At 64.3% G+C, this 17563-nt stretch carries 11 protein-coding genes; 6 read left to right on the forward strand and 5 right to left on the reverse strand.

Annotation, left to right across the window (positions count from 1 at the left end):
* Positions 1 to 26: 26 nt before the first annotated feature.
* Positions 27 to 929: an EamA family transporter gene (locus tag FJ977_RS06985; protein ID WP_140769902.1), complete on the reverse strand. Its 903-nt coding sequence runs from the start codon at positions 927 to 929 to the stop codon at positions 27 to 29.
* A gap of 228 nt (positions 930 to 1157) precedes the next feature.
* Here FJ977_RS06985 and FJ977_RS06990 point away from each other — a divergent pair, with 228 nt between their 5' ends.
* Together FJ977_RS06990 and FJ977_RS06995 are read left to right on the forward strand one after the other, a co-directional pair.
* The gene (locus tag FJ977_RS06990; RefSeq protein WP_140769904.1) at positions 1158 to 2150 is read left to right on the forward strand and encodes an adenosine kinase; all 993 of its coding nucleotides are present in this window, start codon (positions 1158 to 1160) and stop codon (positions 2148 to 2150) included.
* A gap of 436 nt (positions 2151 to 2586) precedes the next feature.
* Entirely contained in the window at positions 2587 to 3291 is a 705-nt protein-coding gene (locus FJ977_RS06995) for an antitoxin Xre/MbcA/ParS toxin-binding domain-containing protein (protein ID WP_140769906.1), read from the forward strand.
* Positions 3292 to 3319: 28 nt separating this feature from the next.
* Here FJ977_RS06995 and FJ977_RS07000 read toward each other — a convergent pair whose 3' ends face one another.
* A complete protein-coding gene (locus FJ977_RS07000; protein ID WP_140769908.1) occupies positions 3320 to 5599 on the reverse strand; it encodes an NADP-dependent malic enzyme in 2280 nt (759 codons plus the stop codon).
* Between the two features lie 256 nt (positions 5600 to 5855).
* Here FJ977_RS07000 and mutS point away from each other — a divergent pair, with 256 nt between their 5' ends.
* Positions 5856 to 8543: a DNA mismatch repair protein MutS gene (mutS, locus tag FJ977_RS07005; protein WP_246682948.1), complete on the forward strand. Its 2688-nt coding sequence runs from the start codon at positions 5856 to 5858 to the stop codon at positions 8541 to 8543.
* On the opposite strand, the gene FJ977_RS07010 is transcribed toward mutS, so the two are convergent.
* The 3 genes from FJ977_RS07010 to FJ977_RS07020 all read right to left on the reverse strand — a co-directional run bounded on the left by FJ977_RS07010 (position 8544) and on the right by FJ977_RS07020 (position 12436).
* A complete protein-coding gene (locus FJ977_RS07010) occupies positions 8544 to 9389 on the reverse strand; it encodes an aldo/keto reductase (RefSeq protein WP_140769911.1) in 846 nt (281 codons plus the stop codon).
* A gap of 93 nt (positions 9390 to 9482) precedes the next feature.
* The gene (locus FJ977_RS07015; protein WP_140769913.1) at positions 9483 to 9875 is read right to left on the reverse strand and encodes a DUF305 domain-containing protein; all 393 of its coding nucleotides are present in this window, start codon (positions 9873 to 9875) and stop codon (positions 9483 to 9485) included.
* A 44-nt stretch (positions 9876 to 9919) separates the two neighbouring features.
* Positions 9920 to 12436 (reverse strand): heavy metal translocating P-type ATPase, encoded by a 2517-nt coding sequence (locus FJ977_RS07020; protein ID WP_140769915.1) that lies wholly within the window; start codon positions 12434 to 12436, stop codon positions 9920 to 9922.
* 193 nt (positions 12437 to 12629) lie between these two features.
* Between FJ977_RS07020 and FJ977_RS07025 the strand changes: the two genes are divergently transcribed.
* From FJ977_RS07025 to FJ977_RS07035, 3 genes are all read left to right on the forward strand, one after another.
* A complete protein-coding gene (locus tag FJ977_RS07025) occupies positions 12630 to 13433 on the forward strand; it encodes a glycosyltransferase family 25 protein (protein WP_140769917.1) in 804 nt (267 codons plus the stop codon).
* 375 nt (positions 13434 to 13808) lie between these two features.
* Positions 13809 to 14606 (forward strand): glycosyltransferase family 25 protein, encoded by a 798-nt coding sequence (locus FJ977_RS07030; RefSeq protein WP_140769919.1) that lies wholly within the window; start codon positions 13809 to 13811, stop codon positions 14604 to 14606.
* Between the two features lie 150 nt (positions 14607 to 14756).
* On the forward strand, positions 14757 to 17558 hold the full coding sequence (locus FJ977_RS07035; protein ID WP_140769922.1) for a [protein-PII] uridylyltransferase: 2802 nt from the start codon (positions 14757 to 14759) through the stop codon (positions 17556 to 17558).
* Positions 17559 to 17563 lie beyond the last annotated feature (5 nt).

A 17563-nucleotide genomic window follows, 5' to 3' on the forward strand; every position in this document is an offset into this window, starting at 1 on the left:
CGGCTCGTCAGCACAAGCGCGTATCGCTATCGGGCAAACGCCGGCTTTCTGACCGGGATCGTCATGGCGGCGACGCCGGCCACGACAAAGGCCATGCCCAGCCATACCGTTGGCCCCAGGCTTTCGCCGAGGAAGACAGCACCGATGCCGACGCCGATCGGTACGCGCAGATAGGCCTGCGATGTCGTGCCGACCGAACCCAGCGTGTGGATGAGGCGGAAATAGATGACGAAGGCCAGCGCGGTCGAAAACACCGACAGGCCAAGCAGGGCCAGGATCGATGTCATCGAGGGTGTCAGCGCCCATGGCTGGTCGACCAACAGGCTGAGCGGCACCAGCATGACCGCGCCGCACAGCATCGAACCGGCGGCCGGCAGCATCGGATCGAGGCCCTTGAAGCCACGGCCGAAGATCGCCGCACCGGCATAGCAGATCGTTGCCACGACGATGGCGACCTGCGCCCAGAGTTCGTGACCGAGACCACCCAGCGCCTGCGTGCCGACAATGAAGCAGATGCCCGCTATGCCGGCGCCGACACCGATCAGCTTGCGCACAGTCACCGGCTCATGGCGAGTGATGAGCGCTGTGAAAACGAAAGTGAAGATCGGCGAGGTCGCATTGAGGATCGTGGCCAGGCCGGCATCGACCGAGCGCTCGGCGGCGGCGATCAGCGTGAATGGTATGACGCTATTGAGGCATGCCTGGAAGGCGAAGCGGCGCCAGCTTGCCGCATCACCCGGCATGGCCAGCCCGCGCCAGCGGATGATGGCGAACAGGATGCCGCCGGCGATCAAGGTGCGGGCGGCGATGAAGGTGACCGGCGGGATCGTCTCGACGCCGATCTTGATAAAAGTGTAGGAGGCGCCCCACAGCACCGCCAATACGGCAAGCAACGCCAGGTCGATGGTCGTGTCGTTCTTCGCGGACATGGGCTTGCCGTCTTCGGGTGCGGTCGATCAGGCCAGATTTGTAGGCAATGCGGCGATGAAACGCTTCGTCCACGGTCGAATTGTCGTAGCGCCTGGCTGTTGGTGCCCTGTTCTGGGGCGATCCCGCCAAAGTTGAGTGTCGTGCTCTAGGCAAAGCTGCCGTTAATCGCTAAACCCGCGCCCGGCCAGCGTGGCAAGAAGCCGGCTCGGGTTTTGGCGGAGATATTGATGCCGGATTATGACGTGCTTTGCATCGGCAATGCCATTGTCGACATCATCGCCCAGTGCGAGGAGGAATTCCTCGAAACCAACGGCATCATCAAGGGCGCGATGAACCTCATCGATACGCGGCGCGCCGAACTGCTCTACAGCCGCATGGGCCCGGCGATCGAGGCCTCCGGCGGCAGCGCCGGCAACACGGCCGCAGGCGTCGCCTCCTTCGGCGGACGCGCTGCCTTCTTCGGCAAGGTATCCAACGATGCGCTGGGCGAAATCTACGCGCACGACATCCATGCGCAGGGCGTCGCCTTCGACACCAAGCCGCTCAAGGGCGAGCCGCCGACGGCGCGCTCGATGATCTTCGTCACCCCCGACGGCGAACGCTCGATGAACACCTATCTCGGCGCCTGTGTCGAACTCGGCCCCGAGGATGTCGAGGCCGAAAAGGCCTCGGGCGCCAAGGTCACTTACTTCGAGGGCTATCTGTGGGACCCGCCGCGCGCCAAGGAGGCGATCCGGCAGACGGCCAGGCTGGCACACGCGGCAGGCCGCGAAGTGTCGATGACGCTTTCGGATTCGTTCTGCGTCGACCGCTACCGTGACGAGTTCCTCGAGCTGATGCGCTCGGGCACGGTCGACATCGTCTTCGCCAACAGCCACGAGATCAAGTCGCTCTACCAGACATCGTCCTTCGACGAGGCGGTGGCCAAGATCCGCAAGGACTGCAGAATAGCCGCGGTGACCCGTTCTGAAAAAGGCTCGGTCATCGTGCGCGGCGACGAGACCGTGGTCATCCAGGCGACGGCGATCCGTGAACTGGTCGACACGACGGGCGCAGGCGATCTCTACGCCGCCGGTTTCCTGCATGGCTACACGCAAGGCCGCGACCTCAAGACCTGCGGCGACCTCGGCTCCCTGGCGGCCGGACTGGTGATCCAGCAGATCGGCCCAAGGCCAAGGCAGAATCTGCGCCGCGAGGCGGAACTGGCGGGGTTGTTGTAGGGACAACTGCTGATCTCCCCCCTTGTGGGGGAGATGGCCGGCAGGCCAGAGGGGGGCGCTGTCCCGCTGGCATTTCCGACGTTTTATTTCATAGCTTCAGGGCTCAACACCTGCCGAGAGCCGGGGGCACGGCATAAGCATCGCTATGTAGCGATCCTTCGCCCCCCTTTGCCCTGCCGGGCATCTCCCCCACGAGGGGGGAGATCGGCAACTTCACCGTCGCGTTACTGTCACATGCCGCCCGTACACGAAATCGTGAGCGTCCCGTGACTGACATTTCGGGACGCCCGCAGCCAGATGGGGGTGTTGAAAGATGCAAGACAGCAAGCTGTCGGGCAGCGCGATGCGTTGCCGCCACGATCTTCGTTTTCCGCAATAAAAATTCAGCAATCGGCCGCGGCTGAGGGAGGAACGCGCGCGGCCAGAAGACATATGCATGAGCAGATTTCAGCCACCTGGTCCTGGACAGGACGACTTCGCGGAAATGGTCGCGGAGGACGTCGAGCGCGCGCTTGCCCACTATGACGAGGCCATAAACCAGTCCACCGTGGTGTCGGTCGGCAAGATCGCCGGCAGCATAGCGTCCGCCGTCACCTTGCTGTCGCCGAAACACCAGCGCGCCATCGACGCCATCCATGCCGACCTTCCCGGCCTTGCCTCGAAATTCGTGCGCGCGCTGGCAGCGGAAGCCGCGCGCCGCAGCGAAGCCGGCACTGCCGGGGCCACGAGCCCGTCGACGGCTCTGCTGGCCGATGAGCCGCTACTTCCTGCACCGCCACGGTCCGACGACCTCGAATCGATGTTGATCGAGGACTGGGCCGGCCGTGTCGCCGGTTCGACCTATCTGGAAGAAAACCTGGGCATCGCCCGCTCGACCCTGCATCGCTGGCAAAGGCGCGGCGACGTCATCGCCTTACGCAAGGGCGGCCGCAAACACGTCTTCCCGCTGGCGCAGTTCGTCGACGGCAGGCCTGTCGCGGGCATAAGCGACGTTCTCAAGCAGATCGGCAATCCGAGGCTGGCGTGGCTATGGCTGACACGCCCCGCGGCACAGCTCGACGGGCGCATTCCAATCGACCTGCTGCGCGCGGATCAGGTCGAGGAGGTGATTGAAGCGGCGCGGGTGTTCGCGCCGGGCTGAGGCTCTCATCCGCTGCCCGGACCGCTCCTCAAGTCCCCGCCGTGTACGCGGCGATCACCGCCATGTTGACGATGTCGCTATCCTTGGCGTTCAGCGAGACGATCTGGACCGGCTTGTTCAAGCCGACCAGCAGCGGGCCGATGACCGTCGAGCCGCCGAGTTCCTGCAGCATCTTGGTCGAGATCGAGGCCGAGTGGAAGGCCGGCATGACCAGCACATTGGCCGGACCGGTGAGGCGGATGAACGGATACTGCGCCATGGCGCGCGCGTTGAGCGCGACGTCAGCGGCCATTTCGCCGTCATACTCGAAATCGACGCGGCGCTTGTCGAGGATGCGCACCGCTTCCTGGACGCGCTCGGAGCGTTCGCCCTGCGGATGGCCGAAGGTGGAATAGGCGAGCATGGCGAGCCTCGGCTCATAACCCATGCGGCGGGCAAAGCCTGCCGCCTCCTCGGCGATGTCGGCGATCTGCTCGGCGTTCGGCATGTCGTGCACGGCGGTGTCCGCGACCAGCACGGTCTTGCCCCGCGCCAACACGATCGACACACCGATGACGCGGTGGCCGGGTTTGGCGTCGATGACGCGCCTGATATCGTCGAGCGCGGTCGAATAGTTGCGGGTGACACCGGTGACGATGCCGTCGGCATCGCCCAGCGCCACCATGCAGGCGGCGAAGTGGTTGCGGTCATTGTTGATCAGGCGCTGGCAGTCACGGAACAGGAACCCCTTCCGCTGCATGCGCTCATAGAGATAGTCGGTGTAGATGCCGTTGCGGCGCGACAGCCGCGCATTGATGATCTCGACGCCTTGCTTGTTGAGGTCGATGCCGGCGTGCTTGGCGTTTTCCTTGATGACATCGTCGCGGCCAAGCAGGATGGCGGTGCCGAGCCGCTGGTTCACATAGGAGACGGCGGCGCGCATCACCTGCTCTTCCTCGCCTTCGGCGAAGACGATGCGCTTGGGCTGGCGGCGCACGCGGTCGTAGATGCGCTGCAGGGTCGAAGCGATCGGGTCGCGGCGGGCCGACAGTTCCTGTGCGTAGCGGTCGAGGTCGAGGATCGGCTTGCGGGCGACGCCGGAGTCCATCGCCGCTTTGGCGACGGCCAGCGGAATGGCCGAGATCAGGCGCGGATCGAACGGCACCGGAATGATGTAGTTGGGGCCGAATTTCGGCCGGTTGCCCTGGTAGGCGGCGGCGACGTCGTCGGGCACGTCCTGGCGCGCCAGTTCGGCGAGCGCCCTGGCCGCGGCGATCTTCATGTCGTCATTGATGGTGGTGGCCCGCACGTCCAGCGCGCCGCGGAAGATGTAGGGGAAACCGAGCACGTTGTTGACCTGGTTCGGATAGTCCGAACGCCCGGTCGCCATGATGGCGTCGGTGCGGATCTCGGCCACTTCCTCCGGCGTGATTTCGGGATCGGGATTGGCCATGGCGAAGATGATCGGGTTCTTGGCCATCGATTGCACCATGGCGGTGGTGAGCGCGCCCTTGGCCGAGAGGCCAAGGAAGACGTCGGCGCCGTCGAGCGCCTCGGCGAGGCTGCGCGCGTCGGTCTTGACCGCATGCGCCGACTTCCACTGATTCATGCCTTCGGTACGGCCCTGGAAGACCACGCCCTTGGTGTCGCACAGGACGATGTTTTCCGGCGCGAAGCCCATCGCCTTCATCAGCTCTATGCAGGCGATGCCGGCGGCACCCGCGCCGTTGCAGACCAGCTTCGTGGTCTTCATGTCGCGGCCGGTGACTTCCAGCGCGTTGATCAGGCCGGCGGCCGAGATGATGGCGGTGCCGTGCTGGTCGTCATGGAAGACGGGGATGTCCATCAGCTCGCGCAGCCGCTGCTCGATGATGAAGCATTCCGGCGCCTTGATGTCCTCGAGGTTGATGCCGCCGAAGGAAGGACCGAGGAAGCGCACGCAGTTGATGAACTCGTCGGCATCCTCGGTGTCGACCTCGAGGTCGATGGAATCGACATCGGCAAAGCGCTTGAACAGCACCGCCTTGCCTTCCATCACCGGCTTGGAGGCCAGCGCGCCGAGATTGCCGAGACCAAGGATGGCGGTGCCGTTGGAGATGACGGCGACCATGTTGCCGCGCGTCGTGTAGTCGAAGGCGCGGCTCGGATCCTCGGCGATGGCGCGCACCGGCACGGCGACGCCTGGCGAATATGCGAGGCTCAGATCGCGCTGCGTCGTCATCGGCTTGGTGGCGACGATCTCCAGCTTGCCAGGCCGGCCCATGGCGTGGAATTCGAGCGCTTCCTGCGCGCTGACGGACGGACCGCTGTTCTCGGTTTTCCTGGCCATGATGCTTTTGATTTCCTCGCCGGTGCAGCACCTCCTTGAAGCGGGTGCTTTGTTTCGGTCCGAATTAAGACCACGCACCGCCGCGTGTAAACCGCCACCACGCCTGAATCGCGGATCATGGGGGAAATTGCCGGCACTTCCCGCCTCGGTCTTCCCCTGCTTTTCGAAGCCCCGGCATTAAACCCGGCCATCACATCTGCTAGCGTGCCGGGCCATGAACATGCACAGCCCCAACGAGCCCGACGCCCCCGAGGTGATGACGCCGCCACAGCCCGGCACGGCCGCAGTGACGCCGATGATGGAGCAGTTCATCGAGATCAAGGCCGCAAATCCGGATTCGCTGCTGTTCTACCGCATGGGCGATTTCTACGAGCTGTTCTTCGACGACGCCGAAAAGGCGAGCCGCGCGCTGGGCATCGTCCTGACCAAGCGCGGCAAGCACCAGGGCCACGACATCCCGATGTGCGGCGTGCCGGTGCATGCGGCCGACGATTATCTGCAGAAGCTGATCGGCCAAGGGTTCCGCGTCGCCGTCTGCGAACAGATCGAGGATCCGGCCGAGGCCAAGAAGCGCGGCTCCAAATCGGTGGTGCGCCGCGACGTGGTGCGGCTGGTGACGCCGGGCACCATCACCGAGGACAAATTGCTGGCGCCGTCGGAATCAAGCTTCCTGATGGCGCTGGGGCGGGTGAAGGGCGGCGCGGACCATTCTTTCGCGATTGCCTGGATCGACATCTCGACAGGCGCTTTCCGCGTCGCCGAGACCACCGCCGACCGGCTGCTCGCCGACATCTTCCGTGTCGATCCGCGCGAGCTGATCGTCGCCGAACCGGTGTTTCATGATCCGGAGTTGAAGCCTGTGTTCGACGTGCTTGGCCGCGTCGCCAACCCGCAACCGCCATCGCTGTTCGATTCGGCCTCTGCCACCGGGCGCATCGCCCGTTTCTTCGAGGTGGCGACACCGGACAGCTTCGGCACGTTTTCGCGGGCCGAACTGTCGGCCATCTCGGGCGCCATCGCCTATGTCGAGAAGACGCAGAAGGCCGAACGCCCCCCGCTGTCGCGCCCTGAACGCGAAGAGCAGGGCTCTACCCTGTTCATCGATCCGGCGACACGCGGCAATCTCGAGCTGTTGCGAACATTGTCGGGCAGCCGCGAAGGCTCGCTGTTCAAGGCGATCGACCGCACGGTGACCGGCGGCGGCGCAAGGCTGCTCGCCGACCGGCTGATGGCGCCGCTGACCGACCCGGCGGCGATCGGCGCAAGGCTGGACTCGGTGTCGTTCTTCCGCTCCGAAACGCGGCTTTGCCAGGCGGTGCGGGCGAGCCTGAAAAGCGTCGCCGACATGCCGCGCGCTTTGTCCAGGCTGGCGCTCAACCGCGGTGGCCCGCGCGACCTCGGCGCGTTGCGCGCCGGCTTCGAGGCGGCGGGCGCCATCGCCGAGATATTTGCAGCGATCACCCTGCCCCAGGAATTGGCTGGCGCAATGGCCGCTATCCAGGCGCTGCCCCAGGCGCTCGCCCAGCATCTGGTGCAGGCGCTGGGCGAGGAACTGCCGCTGCTCAAACGCGATGGCGGCTTCGTTCGCGGGGGCTACCACCCGGAACTCGACGAGATGCGGGCGCTGCGCGACGAGTCGCGAAAAGTGATCGCCGCGTTGGAGCGCTCGCTGATCGAGGAAACCGGCATCCGTTCGCTAAAAATCCGGCACAACAACGTGCTGGGTTACTATATCGAGGTGACCGCCAACCACCACGCGGTCATGACCGGCAGCGATGGCGCCAAGGCGCGCTTCATTCACCGCCAGACCATGGCCAACGCCATGCGCTTTACCACCACCGAGCTTGCCGAACTCGAAACCAAGATCGCCAATGCCGCCGACCGCGCGCTGAGCATCGAACTGGCCGCCTTCGATGCGCTGACGGCGGAAGCGGTCGGCGAGGCCGAGGCGATCCGCGCCGGCGCCGACGCGCTCGCCATACTCGACGTGTCGGCGGCACTGGCGCTTCTGTCGGAAAGCGAAGCCTGGTGCCGTCCGGTGGTGGATTCGAGCCTCGCCTTCGAGATTTCCGGCGGCCGGCATCCGGTGGTCGAACAGGCCTTGCGCCGTTCCGGCGAAGGGCCGTTCGTCGCCAATGATTGCGATCTCTCGCCGGAGGGGAGCGCCAAGAACGGCGCGATCTGGCTGCTGACCGGCCCGAACATGGGCGGTAAATCGACCTTCCTGCGGCAGAACGCGCTGATCGCGATCCTGGCACAGACCGGGTCATTCGTGCCGGCGGCATCGGCCCATATCGGTGTCGTCGACCGGCTGTTCTCGCGCGTCGGCGCTTCGGACGACCTGGCACGCGGCCGTTCGACCTTCATGGTCGAGATGGTCGAGACGGCGGCCATCCTCAACCAGGCCGGCGAGCGGGCGCTGGTGATCCTCGATGAGATCGGCCGCGGCACCGCCACTTTCGACGGCCTGTCGATCGCCTGGGCGGCGGTGGAGTATCTGCATGAGAAGAACCGCTGCCGGGCGATCTTCGCCACCCATTTCCACGAGATGACGTCGCTGGCCGGCAAGCTGGCGCGGCTGCACAACGTCACCATGCGGGTCAAGGAATGGGAAGGCGACGTCGTCTTCCTGCACGAGGTCGGCAAGGGTGCGGCCGACCGCTCCTACGGCGTGCAGGTGGCACGGCTGGCCGGCCTGCCGGAAGCGGTGGTGGATCGGGCCAAGGCAGTCCTGCACCAGCTGGAAGAAGGCGAGGTTTCCGGCAAAACCAACCGGCTGGTCGACGACCTGCCGCTGTTTTCCGTGGCGATGAAGCAGGAAGCGCCCAAGCCGGTGAAAAGCGATGCGCTTGGCGCTGCCCTCGGCGAGATCAATCCCGACGAGATGACGCCACGGGAAGCGCTGGAAGCGCTGTACCGGCTGAAGGGGCTGGCCGGGAAGTAGTCAGATCATCTCCAGCCCGCGCTTGCGGGTCGGCGGGGGGAAGGCGCGGTCGAGATCGGCGAGGTCTTCGCCCGTAAGCGCGATGTCGAGCGCGGCAAAATTCTGGCGGACATGCTCCTGGCTGCTGGCCTTGGGAATGGCGACGACGCCGTCCTGATGCATCACCCAGGCCAGGGCGACTTGAGCGGCGGTCGCATGGTGGCGGGCGGCGACGGCATCGAGCCTGGCATTGCGTGCTAGCGCGCCCTGCTCCACCGGCGAATAGGCCATCAACGGAATGCCGCGCTTGCGGCTCCAGGGCGCCAGATCGAACTCGAGGCCGCGCCGGACCAGATTGTAGAGCACCTGGTTGGTCTGGACGTTGCCGCCTTCGGGCAAGCCGGCGAGCTCCTCCATTTCCTCGGTGTCGAAATTGCTGACGCCCCAATGGCGGATCTTGCCGGCCTTCTTCAAGGCCTCGAAGGCCTCGACCGTCTCCGACAAAGGCACGCTGCCCGGCCAATGCAAGAGATAGAGATCAATGCGGTCGGTGCGCAGGCGCTTCAGACTGTTCTCGCAGGCGCGTTGCACGCCCGCGCGCGAAGCGTTCGACGGTAGAACTTTTGAAACCAGGAAGACCTCGGCGCGGCGCCCGGCAGTGGCCTCTGCCACCACTTCCTCGGCACCGCCGCTGGCATACATTTCGGCGGTGTCGATCAGCGTGATGCCAAGGTCGATACCGAGCTTGAGCGCATCGACCTCGCCAGCACGGCGGCGGGAATCCTCGCCCATCTTCCATGTGCCCTGGCCGAGAACAGGTATGGCCTCGCCAGACGGCAACGCGATGGTTCTGACGCTCGACGGCATGGCAGGCTCCAGTTGAGGCCCGATCGCATCACAGGCCGGACGAGAAATCCAGAGCGTTCTCGCCGCAGCCTACCTTGCGATGCCTCGAAAGCTCTATTTCACCGGATGGGCGGCAAGCCAGTCCTGCATCTGCTTGATCTCGGCTTCCTGGGCCGCGATGACGCCTTCGGCCAGCTTGCGGATCTCCGGGTCCTTGCCGTTGGCAAGCTCGACCTTGGCCATGTCGATGGCGCCCTGATGATGCGGGATCATGCCGCGAACGAAATCGACGTCGGCGTTACCGGTATACTGCGATGCCATCATGTCGGCATGCATCTTGTCCATCGCCGCCTTGTAGCCTTCGGTCGAAGGGCTGGTCGCGTCCGTCGACATGCCGGCCATGTCGTGTTTCATCTCTTCGCTCTGCGCTGGAACGCTTTCGAGGAAGACGGCGAGCAGCATTCCGGCCGCCATCAGCAAAAGCACGAGTTTCTTGGCCAAGGTCATTCATGGTCTCCTGTTGGTTTGGGTTTCGTATTTGGGGGCTTGGATCAGAGTTTCAACGTCCGCAGCCGCAATGCGTTTGCGATGACCGAGACCGAGGACAGGCTCATCGCCGCCGCCGCCAGCATCGGCGACAAAAGCATGCCGGTGAGCGGATAGAGCACGCCGGCGGCCACCGGCACGCCAAGGACATTGTAGAGGAAGGCGAAGAACAGGTTCTGCCGGATGTTGCCGATCGTCGCCTGGGCCAGCGTCCGAGCCCGAACAATGCCGTTGAGGTCGCCCTTGACCAGGGTGATGCCGGCGCTTTCGACCGCGACATCGGCGCCGGTGCCCATGGCGATGCCGACATCGGCGGCGGCCAGGGCCGGCGCGTCGTTGACACCGTCGCCGGCCATGGCGACACCGGCGCCCTTGCCGCGCAGTTCGTCGACCAGAGCTGCCTTCTGTTCCGGCAGCAGCCCGGCACGAACCTCGTCAATGCCGAGACTCCCGGCGATAGCCCTGGCCGTGCGCTCATTGTCGCCCGTCGCCATGATGATCCTCAGGCCGCTGTCATGCAGGGCCTTGATCGCTTCGGCGGTGGTTGCCTTGATAGGATCGGCGACAGCGACGATGCCGGCCAGCGTCTTGCCGGCAGCGACAAACATCACCGTCTTGCCTTCAGCCTGCAGCGCCTCCGTCCTGGTAGCGATGGAGGCGATGTCGATACCGAGATCGGCCATCATCGCCGCATTGCCGAGCGCGACCTTCTGTCCCGATATGGCGCCGAGAACACCCTTGCCGGTGACCGCCTCGAAATCGCTGGCCTCCGCGATCTTCAGGGCACGGGAGCCGGCGCCCTCGACGATTGCCTCGGCAAGCGGATGCTCCGAGCCTTTTTCCAGGGCGGCGGCAAGCGCCAGCAATTCATTCTCAACGATGCCCCCGGCAGCGACAACATCGGTCAGTTTCGGCCGGCCTTCGGTCAGCGTGCCGGTCTTGTCGACGATCAGCGTGTCGACCGAGGCGAAGCGCTCGAGGGCGGCGGCTTCCTTGATCAGTACGCCGGCATGCGCCCCGCGCCCGGTGGCGGTCATGATCGACATCGGCGTGGCGAGGCCGAGCGCACAGGGGCAGGCGATGATCAGCACCGAGACCGCCGAGACGACGGCGAAGATCAGACTTGGCTCGGGGCCGAAGACCGCCCAGGCCATGAACGCCACGATGGCGACAAGGACGACCGCCGGGACAAAGTAGAAGGAAACGCGGTCGGCCAAGCCCTGGATCGGCGCGCGCGAACGCTGTGCCTTGGCGACGAGTTCGACGATGCGCGCCAGCGTGGTCTCGGCGCCGATCCGCTCGGCGCGCATGATCAGCGAGCCGTTCCTGTTGAGCGTGCCGCCGGTGAGCGCGTCGCCCTCGGCCTTTTCGACCGGCAGCGGCTCGCCCGTGATCATCGATTCGTCTATGGCGGAGCGCCCTTCAATCACGGTGCCGTCGACCGGCACGGCATCGCCGGGCCGGATGCGCAGGCGGTCTCCAGCCTGGACGCTGTCCAGCGGCACATCGGTCTCGGAACCGTCCTCGGCGATGCGCCGCGCGGTCTTTGGCGTCAGATCGAGCAAGGCGCGGATCGCCGATCCGGTCTTTTCGCGGGCGCGCAGCTCCAGCACCTGGCCGAGGAAGACCAGCGCGACGATGACGGCGGCAGCTTCGAAATAGACCGGCACCGCGCCGCCATGGCCGCGGAACTGATGCGGAAAGATGTCCGGGAAAAGCGTGGCGACGACGCTGTAGAGATAGGCCGCACCGACGCCGAGCGAGATTAGCGTCCACATGTTCGGACTGCGGTTGAGGATCGACTCCCAGCCGCGGTGAAAGAAGGGAAAGGCGGCCCAAAGCACGACCGGGCTTGCCAGGGTCAGCTCCAGCCAGGTTTTTGTCCGATCGCTGACCAGGTTTTCAAAGCTCAGGCCGACCATCGGCGCCATGGCGATGATCAGAAGCGGGATCGACAAAGCCGCGCTGACCCAGAACCGCCTGGTGAAGTCGACCAGTTCGGGATTTGGCCCTTCATCGCCGGATGGTACGCCCATCGGCTCCAGCGCCATGCCGCAGATCGGGCAGGAGCCGGGCTTGTCGCGGATAATCTCGGGATGCATCGGGCACGTGTATTGCGTGCCTTTGGGTGCCGGCACCGGCGCCGGCCTGTCGCTGAGATAGGTTTGCGGTGCCGCCTCGAATTTCGCCTTGCAGCCGGCGGAGCAGAAATAGAAGCCCTGGCCTTCATGGCGCACGAAATGCCTCGCCGTCGAGCGGTCGACGCTCATGCCGCAGACAGGGTCGGTGGTCGTCATGTATTTTTCCGGCTCGGCCTGGAATTTCGTGCGGCAACCTTCACTGCAGAAATGATAGAGGCGGCCGCCATGCTCCGATGTCGGCTTGCCGGCGTCCGGATCCACCGTCATGCCGCAGACCGGATCGCGCAGAACGGCCGTATCGGCACCCTTCGAAGCGCAACAGCTTCCGTGTGCGCCATGCGAATGGTGGTCGCCGCGATGGTCATGGTCTGAATGCGTCATTCCAGGAATGCCTCTATCCTCTGCCTGTTTGCGGAGGTAGTGCTTCCAGTAACTGGAAGGTCAAGGGCTGTTTTGATTTTTCGTGTTTCCAGATCCAGCCCAGGCTGTTCGCCCGGAAAAAAGCCCACATTCCGTAGCGCAGCCTGCTAATATAATGCCGATCCCTCCAACGCGATGCCGATCCCGTTAAGACATGAAGTGTCTGGTCATCAATCTTGATCGGTCTCCTGACCGCCTTGCCCATATTGCGGCGGAGTTTGCCCGCGTCGGCATCGCCTTCGAGCGAATCGTCGCGATCGACGCGCGTGACCATCCCGACCTGATGCTGCAGCCGCAGCATGCGATGTATTCCATCCGGCGCCTGTCCCACAGCGAGATCGCCTGCATGCACAGCCATCGCGCCTGCTGGGCCATCATCGCGCAGGACGACGCCCCTTATGGCGCTGTCTTCGAGGACGACATCGTGTTTTCCGCGAAAGCCGGCGCCGTGCTTGCCGATGTGAGCTGGATTCCGGCCGATGCCGATGTCGTCAAGCTCGAGACATTCTTCATTAAAACCATGACCCAGAGGAAAAGAACCGCCGTCGGTCACGGCTTTTCCTTGGTCAGGCTCCGCAGGAACCACGTCGGAACCGCCGGCTACATCCTGTCGAGGCAAATGGCGCGCGACCTCCTCGATGCTACCGCACAGGCCAGCGCGGCGGCCGATGATCTCGTCTTCAATCCGGCGTTCCCCACGTCGGGCGAAAAGACGATCTATCAGCTTGTCCCCGCGCTTTGCGCACAGGATCAGTTCGTCGGCCACAGACTGCCAAGCCTGCTTGTCGAGGAACGCGACGCGGCATGGGACGCAAGCGGGCTAACCATCAAACGCAGAAGGCCGGTCACCGAGAAAATATTGACGGAGACCAGACGCGTCGTCGAATGGATCATTGATCACTGCCGAATGCGGCGATACACGGTCGTTCCTTTCGATCCGCCCGAAGCAGACCGATAGACTTGTTTCCAGGCTCAGGCAGCCTGACACACAGAACGGACGAAACCTACGTAGATATCCGTGAAAGCGAGATCATCTCGCGCTTGCGACTCGGAAACTTCTCAAACTCATCACAGAAAAACTTAGGCTCTGTCTCGTATTTCGCCTTGCCGCCGGCGACCTCGAATAGAAAAATCACCCCATTTCCCGTCGCATGTACTCTGCCAGTAATCCCGGCAAGATGGACCGGGTTTAAATCTTGGCTTTCTGATCCGATGCAAAAAACTCCCATAAAAGATCAACAATCGTAACGTCACCTGTGCTAGAGGGTTCCTGCTGGACGGTTGTGCAGGTTCCGTGAAAGCAAAGGTTTCGCACAAAAGTCGCTGGTAGAACATGAAGTGCCTGGTCATCAATCTCGATCGCTCTGCCGACCGGCTTGCCCACATGACAGCGGAGTTTGCCCGCATCAACATCGGGTTCGAGCGGGTCGCGGGCATCGATGCAAAGCAGCATCCCGAGCTGGCGCTGCAGCCACAGCACGCGATACACGCCATCCGGCCGCTTGCCGGCAGCGAGATCGCCTGCCTGCACAGCCATCGTGCCTGCTGGACGATCATTGCCCAAGACGATGCCCCGTACGGCGCCGTGTTCGAAGACGATATGGTCTTCTCCTGCAAGGCGGGGGCCTTGCTGGGCGATATCAGTTGGGTGCCGGCAGACGCGGATGTCGTGAAGCTCGAGACGTTCTTCTCCAGAACCGTGGTCCAGAGGAGAAGGATCGCCGCCGGCAACGGTTTTTCCGTGGCCCGGCTCCGCAAGGGCCATCCGGGGGCCGGGGGTTATCTCCTCTCGCGGCAAACGGCACGCGACTTTCTGGAGGCGACGGCGCAGATCAACATAGCTGTCGATGATCTCATCTTCGACCCCATCATGTCAGCCGGCAAGATGGTCTACCAACTTGTTCCCGCCTTGTGCGCACAGGACCAGTTCGTTGCCGACAGGCTGCCAAGCCTGCTCGATCAGGAACGGGATGCCGCGCGAACCGCGAGCGGGCTCATGACAAGGCGCAGGAAGCCGACAGCGGTGAGAATCACGAGAGAGGCCGGACGAACCATACGGCGGATCGCCGACTTCTGCAGATTCCGGCGACACATTGTCATACCCCTCGATCCGGTCGAGGCAGCGAACTAGCGGTTCATCGCTTCACGGAAGCCGAGTGCTTTCCCGAGAGAACCGTCTCACACTTTCCTGGACTTGCTTCAGCCCTCGAGCCGGCCCCATACCCAGCGCCGCGAAAACGCGCTATAGACGCCGCCCAAAAGGCAAGGCCGACCGGTACCTATGGCGAAAATCTCCCTGAAGCTCGATGAACTGATCGATGGCGAAGCCTTGCGCCGCGAGATGACCGCGCTGACGGACGCCACGGCCGGCGACGGTTCCGGGCAGGCCGCCCGCGCCGGTGTGCTCCAGCTTCTCAAGGCCCGCCTCGCCGAAGGCCGAAAGATCGCCGAGGCCATGCTGAGGCAAGATGGCGGCGGCAACGCCTGCGCCGAGCGGCTGTCGCATCTGATGGATGAGCTGATCCGGGCGCTCTACGATTTCGCGGCGACGCATGTCTACCGGGTGAAGAACCGCTCCGTGGCCGAACGCATGGCCGTTGTCGCCGTCGGCGGCTATGGCCGCGGCACGCTGGCGCCGGGATCCGACATCGACCTCCTGTTCCTGCTGCCCTACAAGCAAACGCCGTGGGGCGAACAGACCGTCGAATACATGCTCTACATGCTGTGGGACCTGGGCTTGAAGGTCGGCCACGCCACCCGCAACATCGACGAGTGCCTCAGGCTGTCGCGCACCGACATCACCATCCGCACCTCGATCCTAGAAGCGCGCTTCCTGTGGGGCGAACACAAGCTCTATGACGAGCTGATGCTGCGCTTCGACCACGAGGTGGTGCGAACGACCGGCCCGGAATATGTGCAGGCCAAGCTCGCCGAACGCGACGAGCGCCACGCCAAGGCCGGCGAAAGCCGCTATCTGGTCGAGCCCAATGTGAAGGACGGCAAGGGCGGCCTGCGCGACCTGCAGACGCTGTTCTGGATCGGCAAGTATTTCTACCGGGTGCGCACCGGCGAGGAACTGGTCGAGAAGGGTGTTTTCACCGATGCCGAGTACCGGGAGTTCCAGAAAGCCGAGGACTTTCTGTGGGCGGTGCGCTGCCATATGCATTTCCTCACCGGCAAGGCCGAGGAGCGGTTGCATTTCGACATCCAGCGCGAGATCGCCGAGCGGCTGGGCTACACCACCCATCCCGGCCTGTCGGCGGTCGAACGCTTCATGAAGCACTACTTCCTGGTGGCCAAGGATGTCGGTGACCTGACCCGCATCTTCTGCGCCGCGCTGGAGGAGGAGCAGGCCAAGCATGTGCCGGGGTTCAACCGCATCTTCCTGACCTTCCAGCGCCGCAAGCGCAAACTCGCCGGCACGTCGGACTTCATCGTCGACAACCACCGCATCAACATCGCCGACGATCAGGTGTTCGAACGCGATCCGGTCAATCTGCTGAGACTGTTCTGGTTCGCCGACAAGCACGGGCTGGAGTTCCACCCCGATGCGCTGAAGCTGCTCACCCGCTCGCTCGGCCTGGTCAACAAGTCGCTGCGGCGCGACGAGGAAGCCAACCGGCTGTTCCTCGACATACTGACCTCGGACCGCAACGCCGAGCTCAACCTGCGGCGCATGAACGAGGCCGGGCTGCTGGGCCGGCTGATCCCGGATTTCGGCAAGATCGTCGCCATGATGCAGTTCTCGATGTACCACCACTACACGGTGGATGAGCACCTGATCCGCTGCATCGGCGTGCTGGCCGAGATCGAGCGCGGCGACGGCGAGAAGATCCATCCGCTGTCGCATTCGCTGATGCCGGGCCTGAAGAAGAGCCGCGAGGCGCTCTATGTCGCCGTGCTGCTGCACGACATCGCCAAGGGCAGGCCGGAAGATCATTCCGAGGCAGGCGCCCGCATAGCGCGGCGCATCTGTCCGCATATGGGGCTGTCGGCGGCGGATACGGAAACGGTCGCCTGGCTGGTCGAAAACCACCTCGTGATGTCGATGACGGCGCAGACCCGCGATCTCAACGATCGCAAGACCATCGAGGATTTTGCCTCGATCGTGCAATCGGTCGAGCGGCTGAAACTGCTTTTGATCCTAACTGTCTGCGACATCAGGGGCGTCGGCCCAGGGGTGTGGAACGGCTGGAAGGGCCAATTGCTGCGCACGCTCTACTACGAGACCGAACTGCTCCTGACCGGCGGCTTTTCGGAAGTGTCGCGGGCACAGCGCACCGCGGCGGCGCGCGAACGCCTGGCCGAGGCGCTCGCCGACTGGCCCGACAAGGCCCGCAAGCGCTATGTCGGGCTGCATTATGAAAACTACCTGCTGGCCGTGGATCTGCCGGACCAGCTTCGCCACGCCGAATTCATCCGCGAGGCGGACGCTGCCGGCAACAGGCTCGCCACCATGGTCAAGACCCACCAGTTCGAGGCGGTGACCGAAATCACCGTGCTGGCGCAGGACCATCCCCGTCTGCTCTCGGTCATTGCCGGGGCGTGCGCCGGTGCCGGCGGCAACATTGTCGACGCCCAGATCTTCACCACCTCGGACGGCCGCGCCCTGGACACGATCCTGATCTCGCGGGAATTCGACCGCGACGAGGATGAGCGCCGGCGCGCCGAGCGCGTCGGACGGCTGATCGAGGACGTGCTGTCAGGCAAGAGCTGGCTGCCGGAGATGATCGAGAAGCGCACCAAGCCAAGGCGCGGGTCCAAGGTGTTCAAGATCCCGCCGCGTGCCGAGATCCGCAACACGCTGTCGAACCGCTTTTCCGTCATAGAGGTCGAGGGGCTCGACCGCCCTGGCCTGCTGTCGGAGATCACCGGCACGCTGTCCGACCTGTCGCTCGATATCGCATCGGCGCACATCACAACCTTCGGCGAGAAGGTCATCGACACCTTCTATGTCACCGACCTTACCGGCCAGAAGATCGACAGCCCGGCCCGCATCGCCACCATCCGCAACCGGCTGATGGCGACGCTCGAAGGCATCACGCCCGAACGCGGCGGCAAGGCCAAGGCGGCCGCCGAGTGACTGCC

Origin of the sequence: Mesorhizobium sp. B2-1-3A (assembly GCF_006442655.1) — a bacterium.
Taxonomy (GTDB): domain Bacteria; phylum Pseudomonadota; class Alphaproteobacteria; order Rhizobiales; family Rhizobiaceae; genus Mesorhizobium.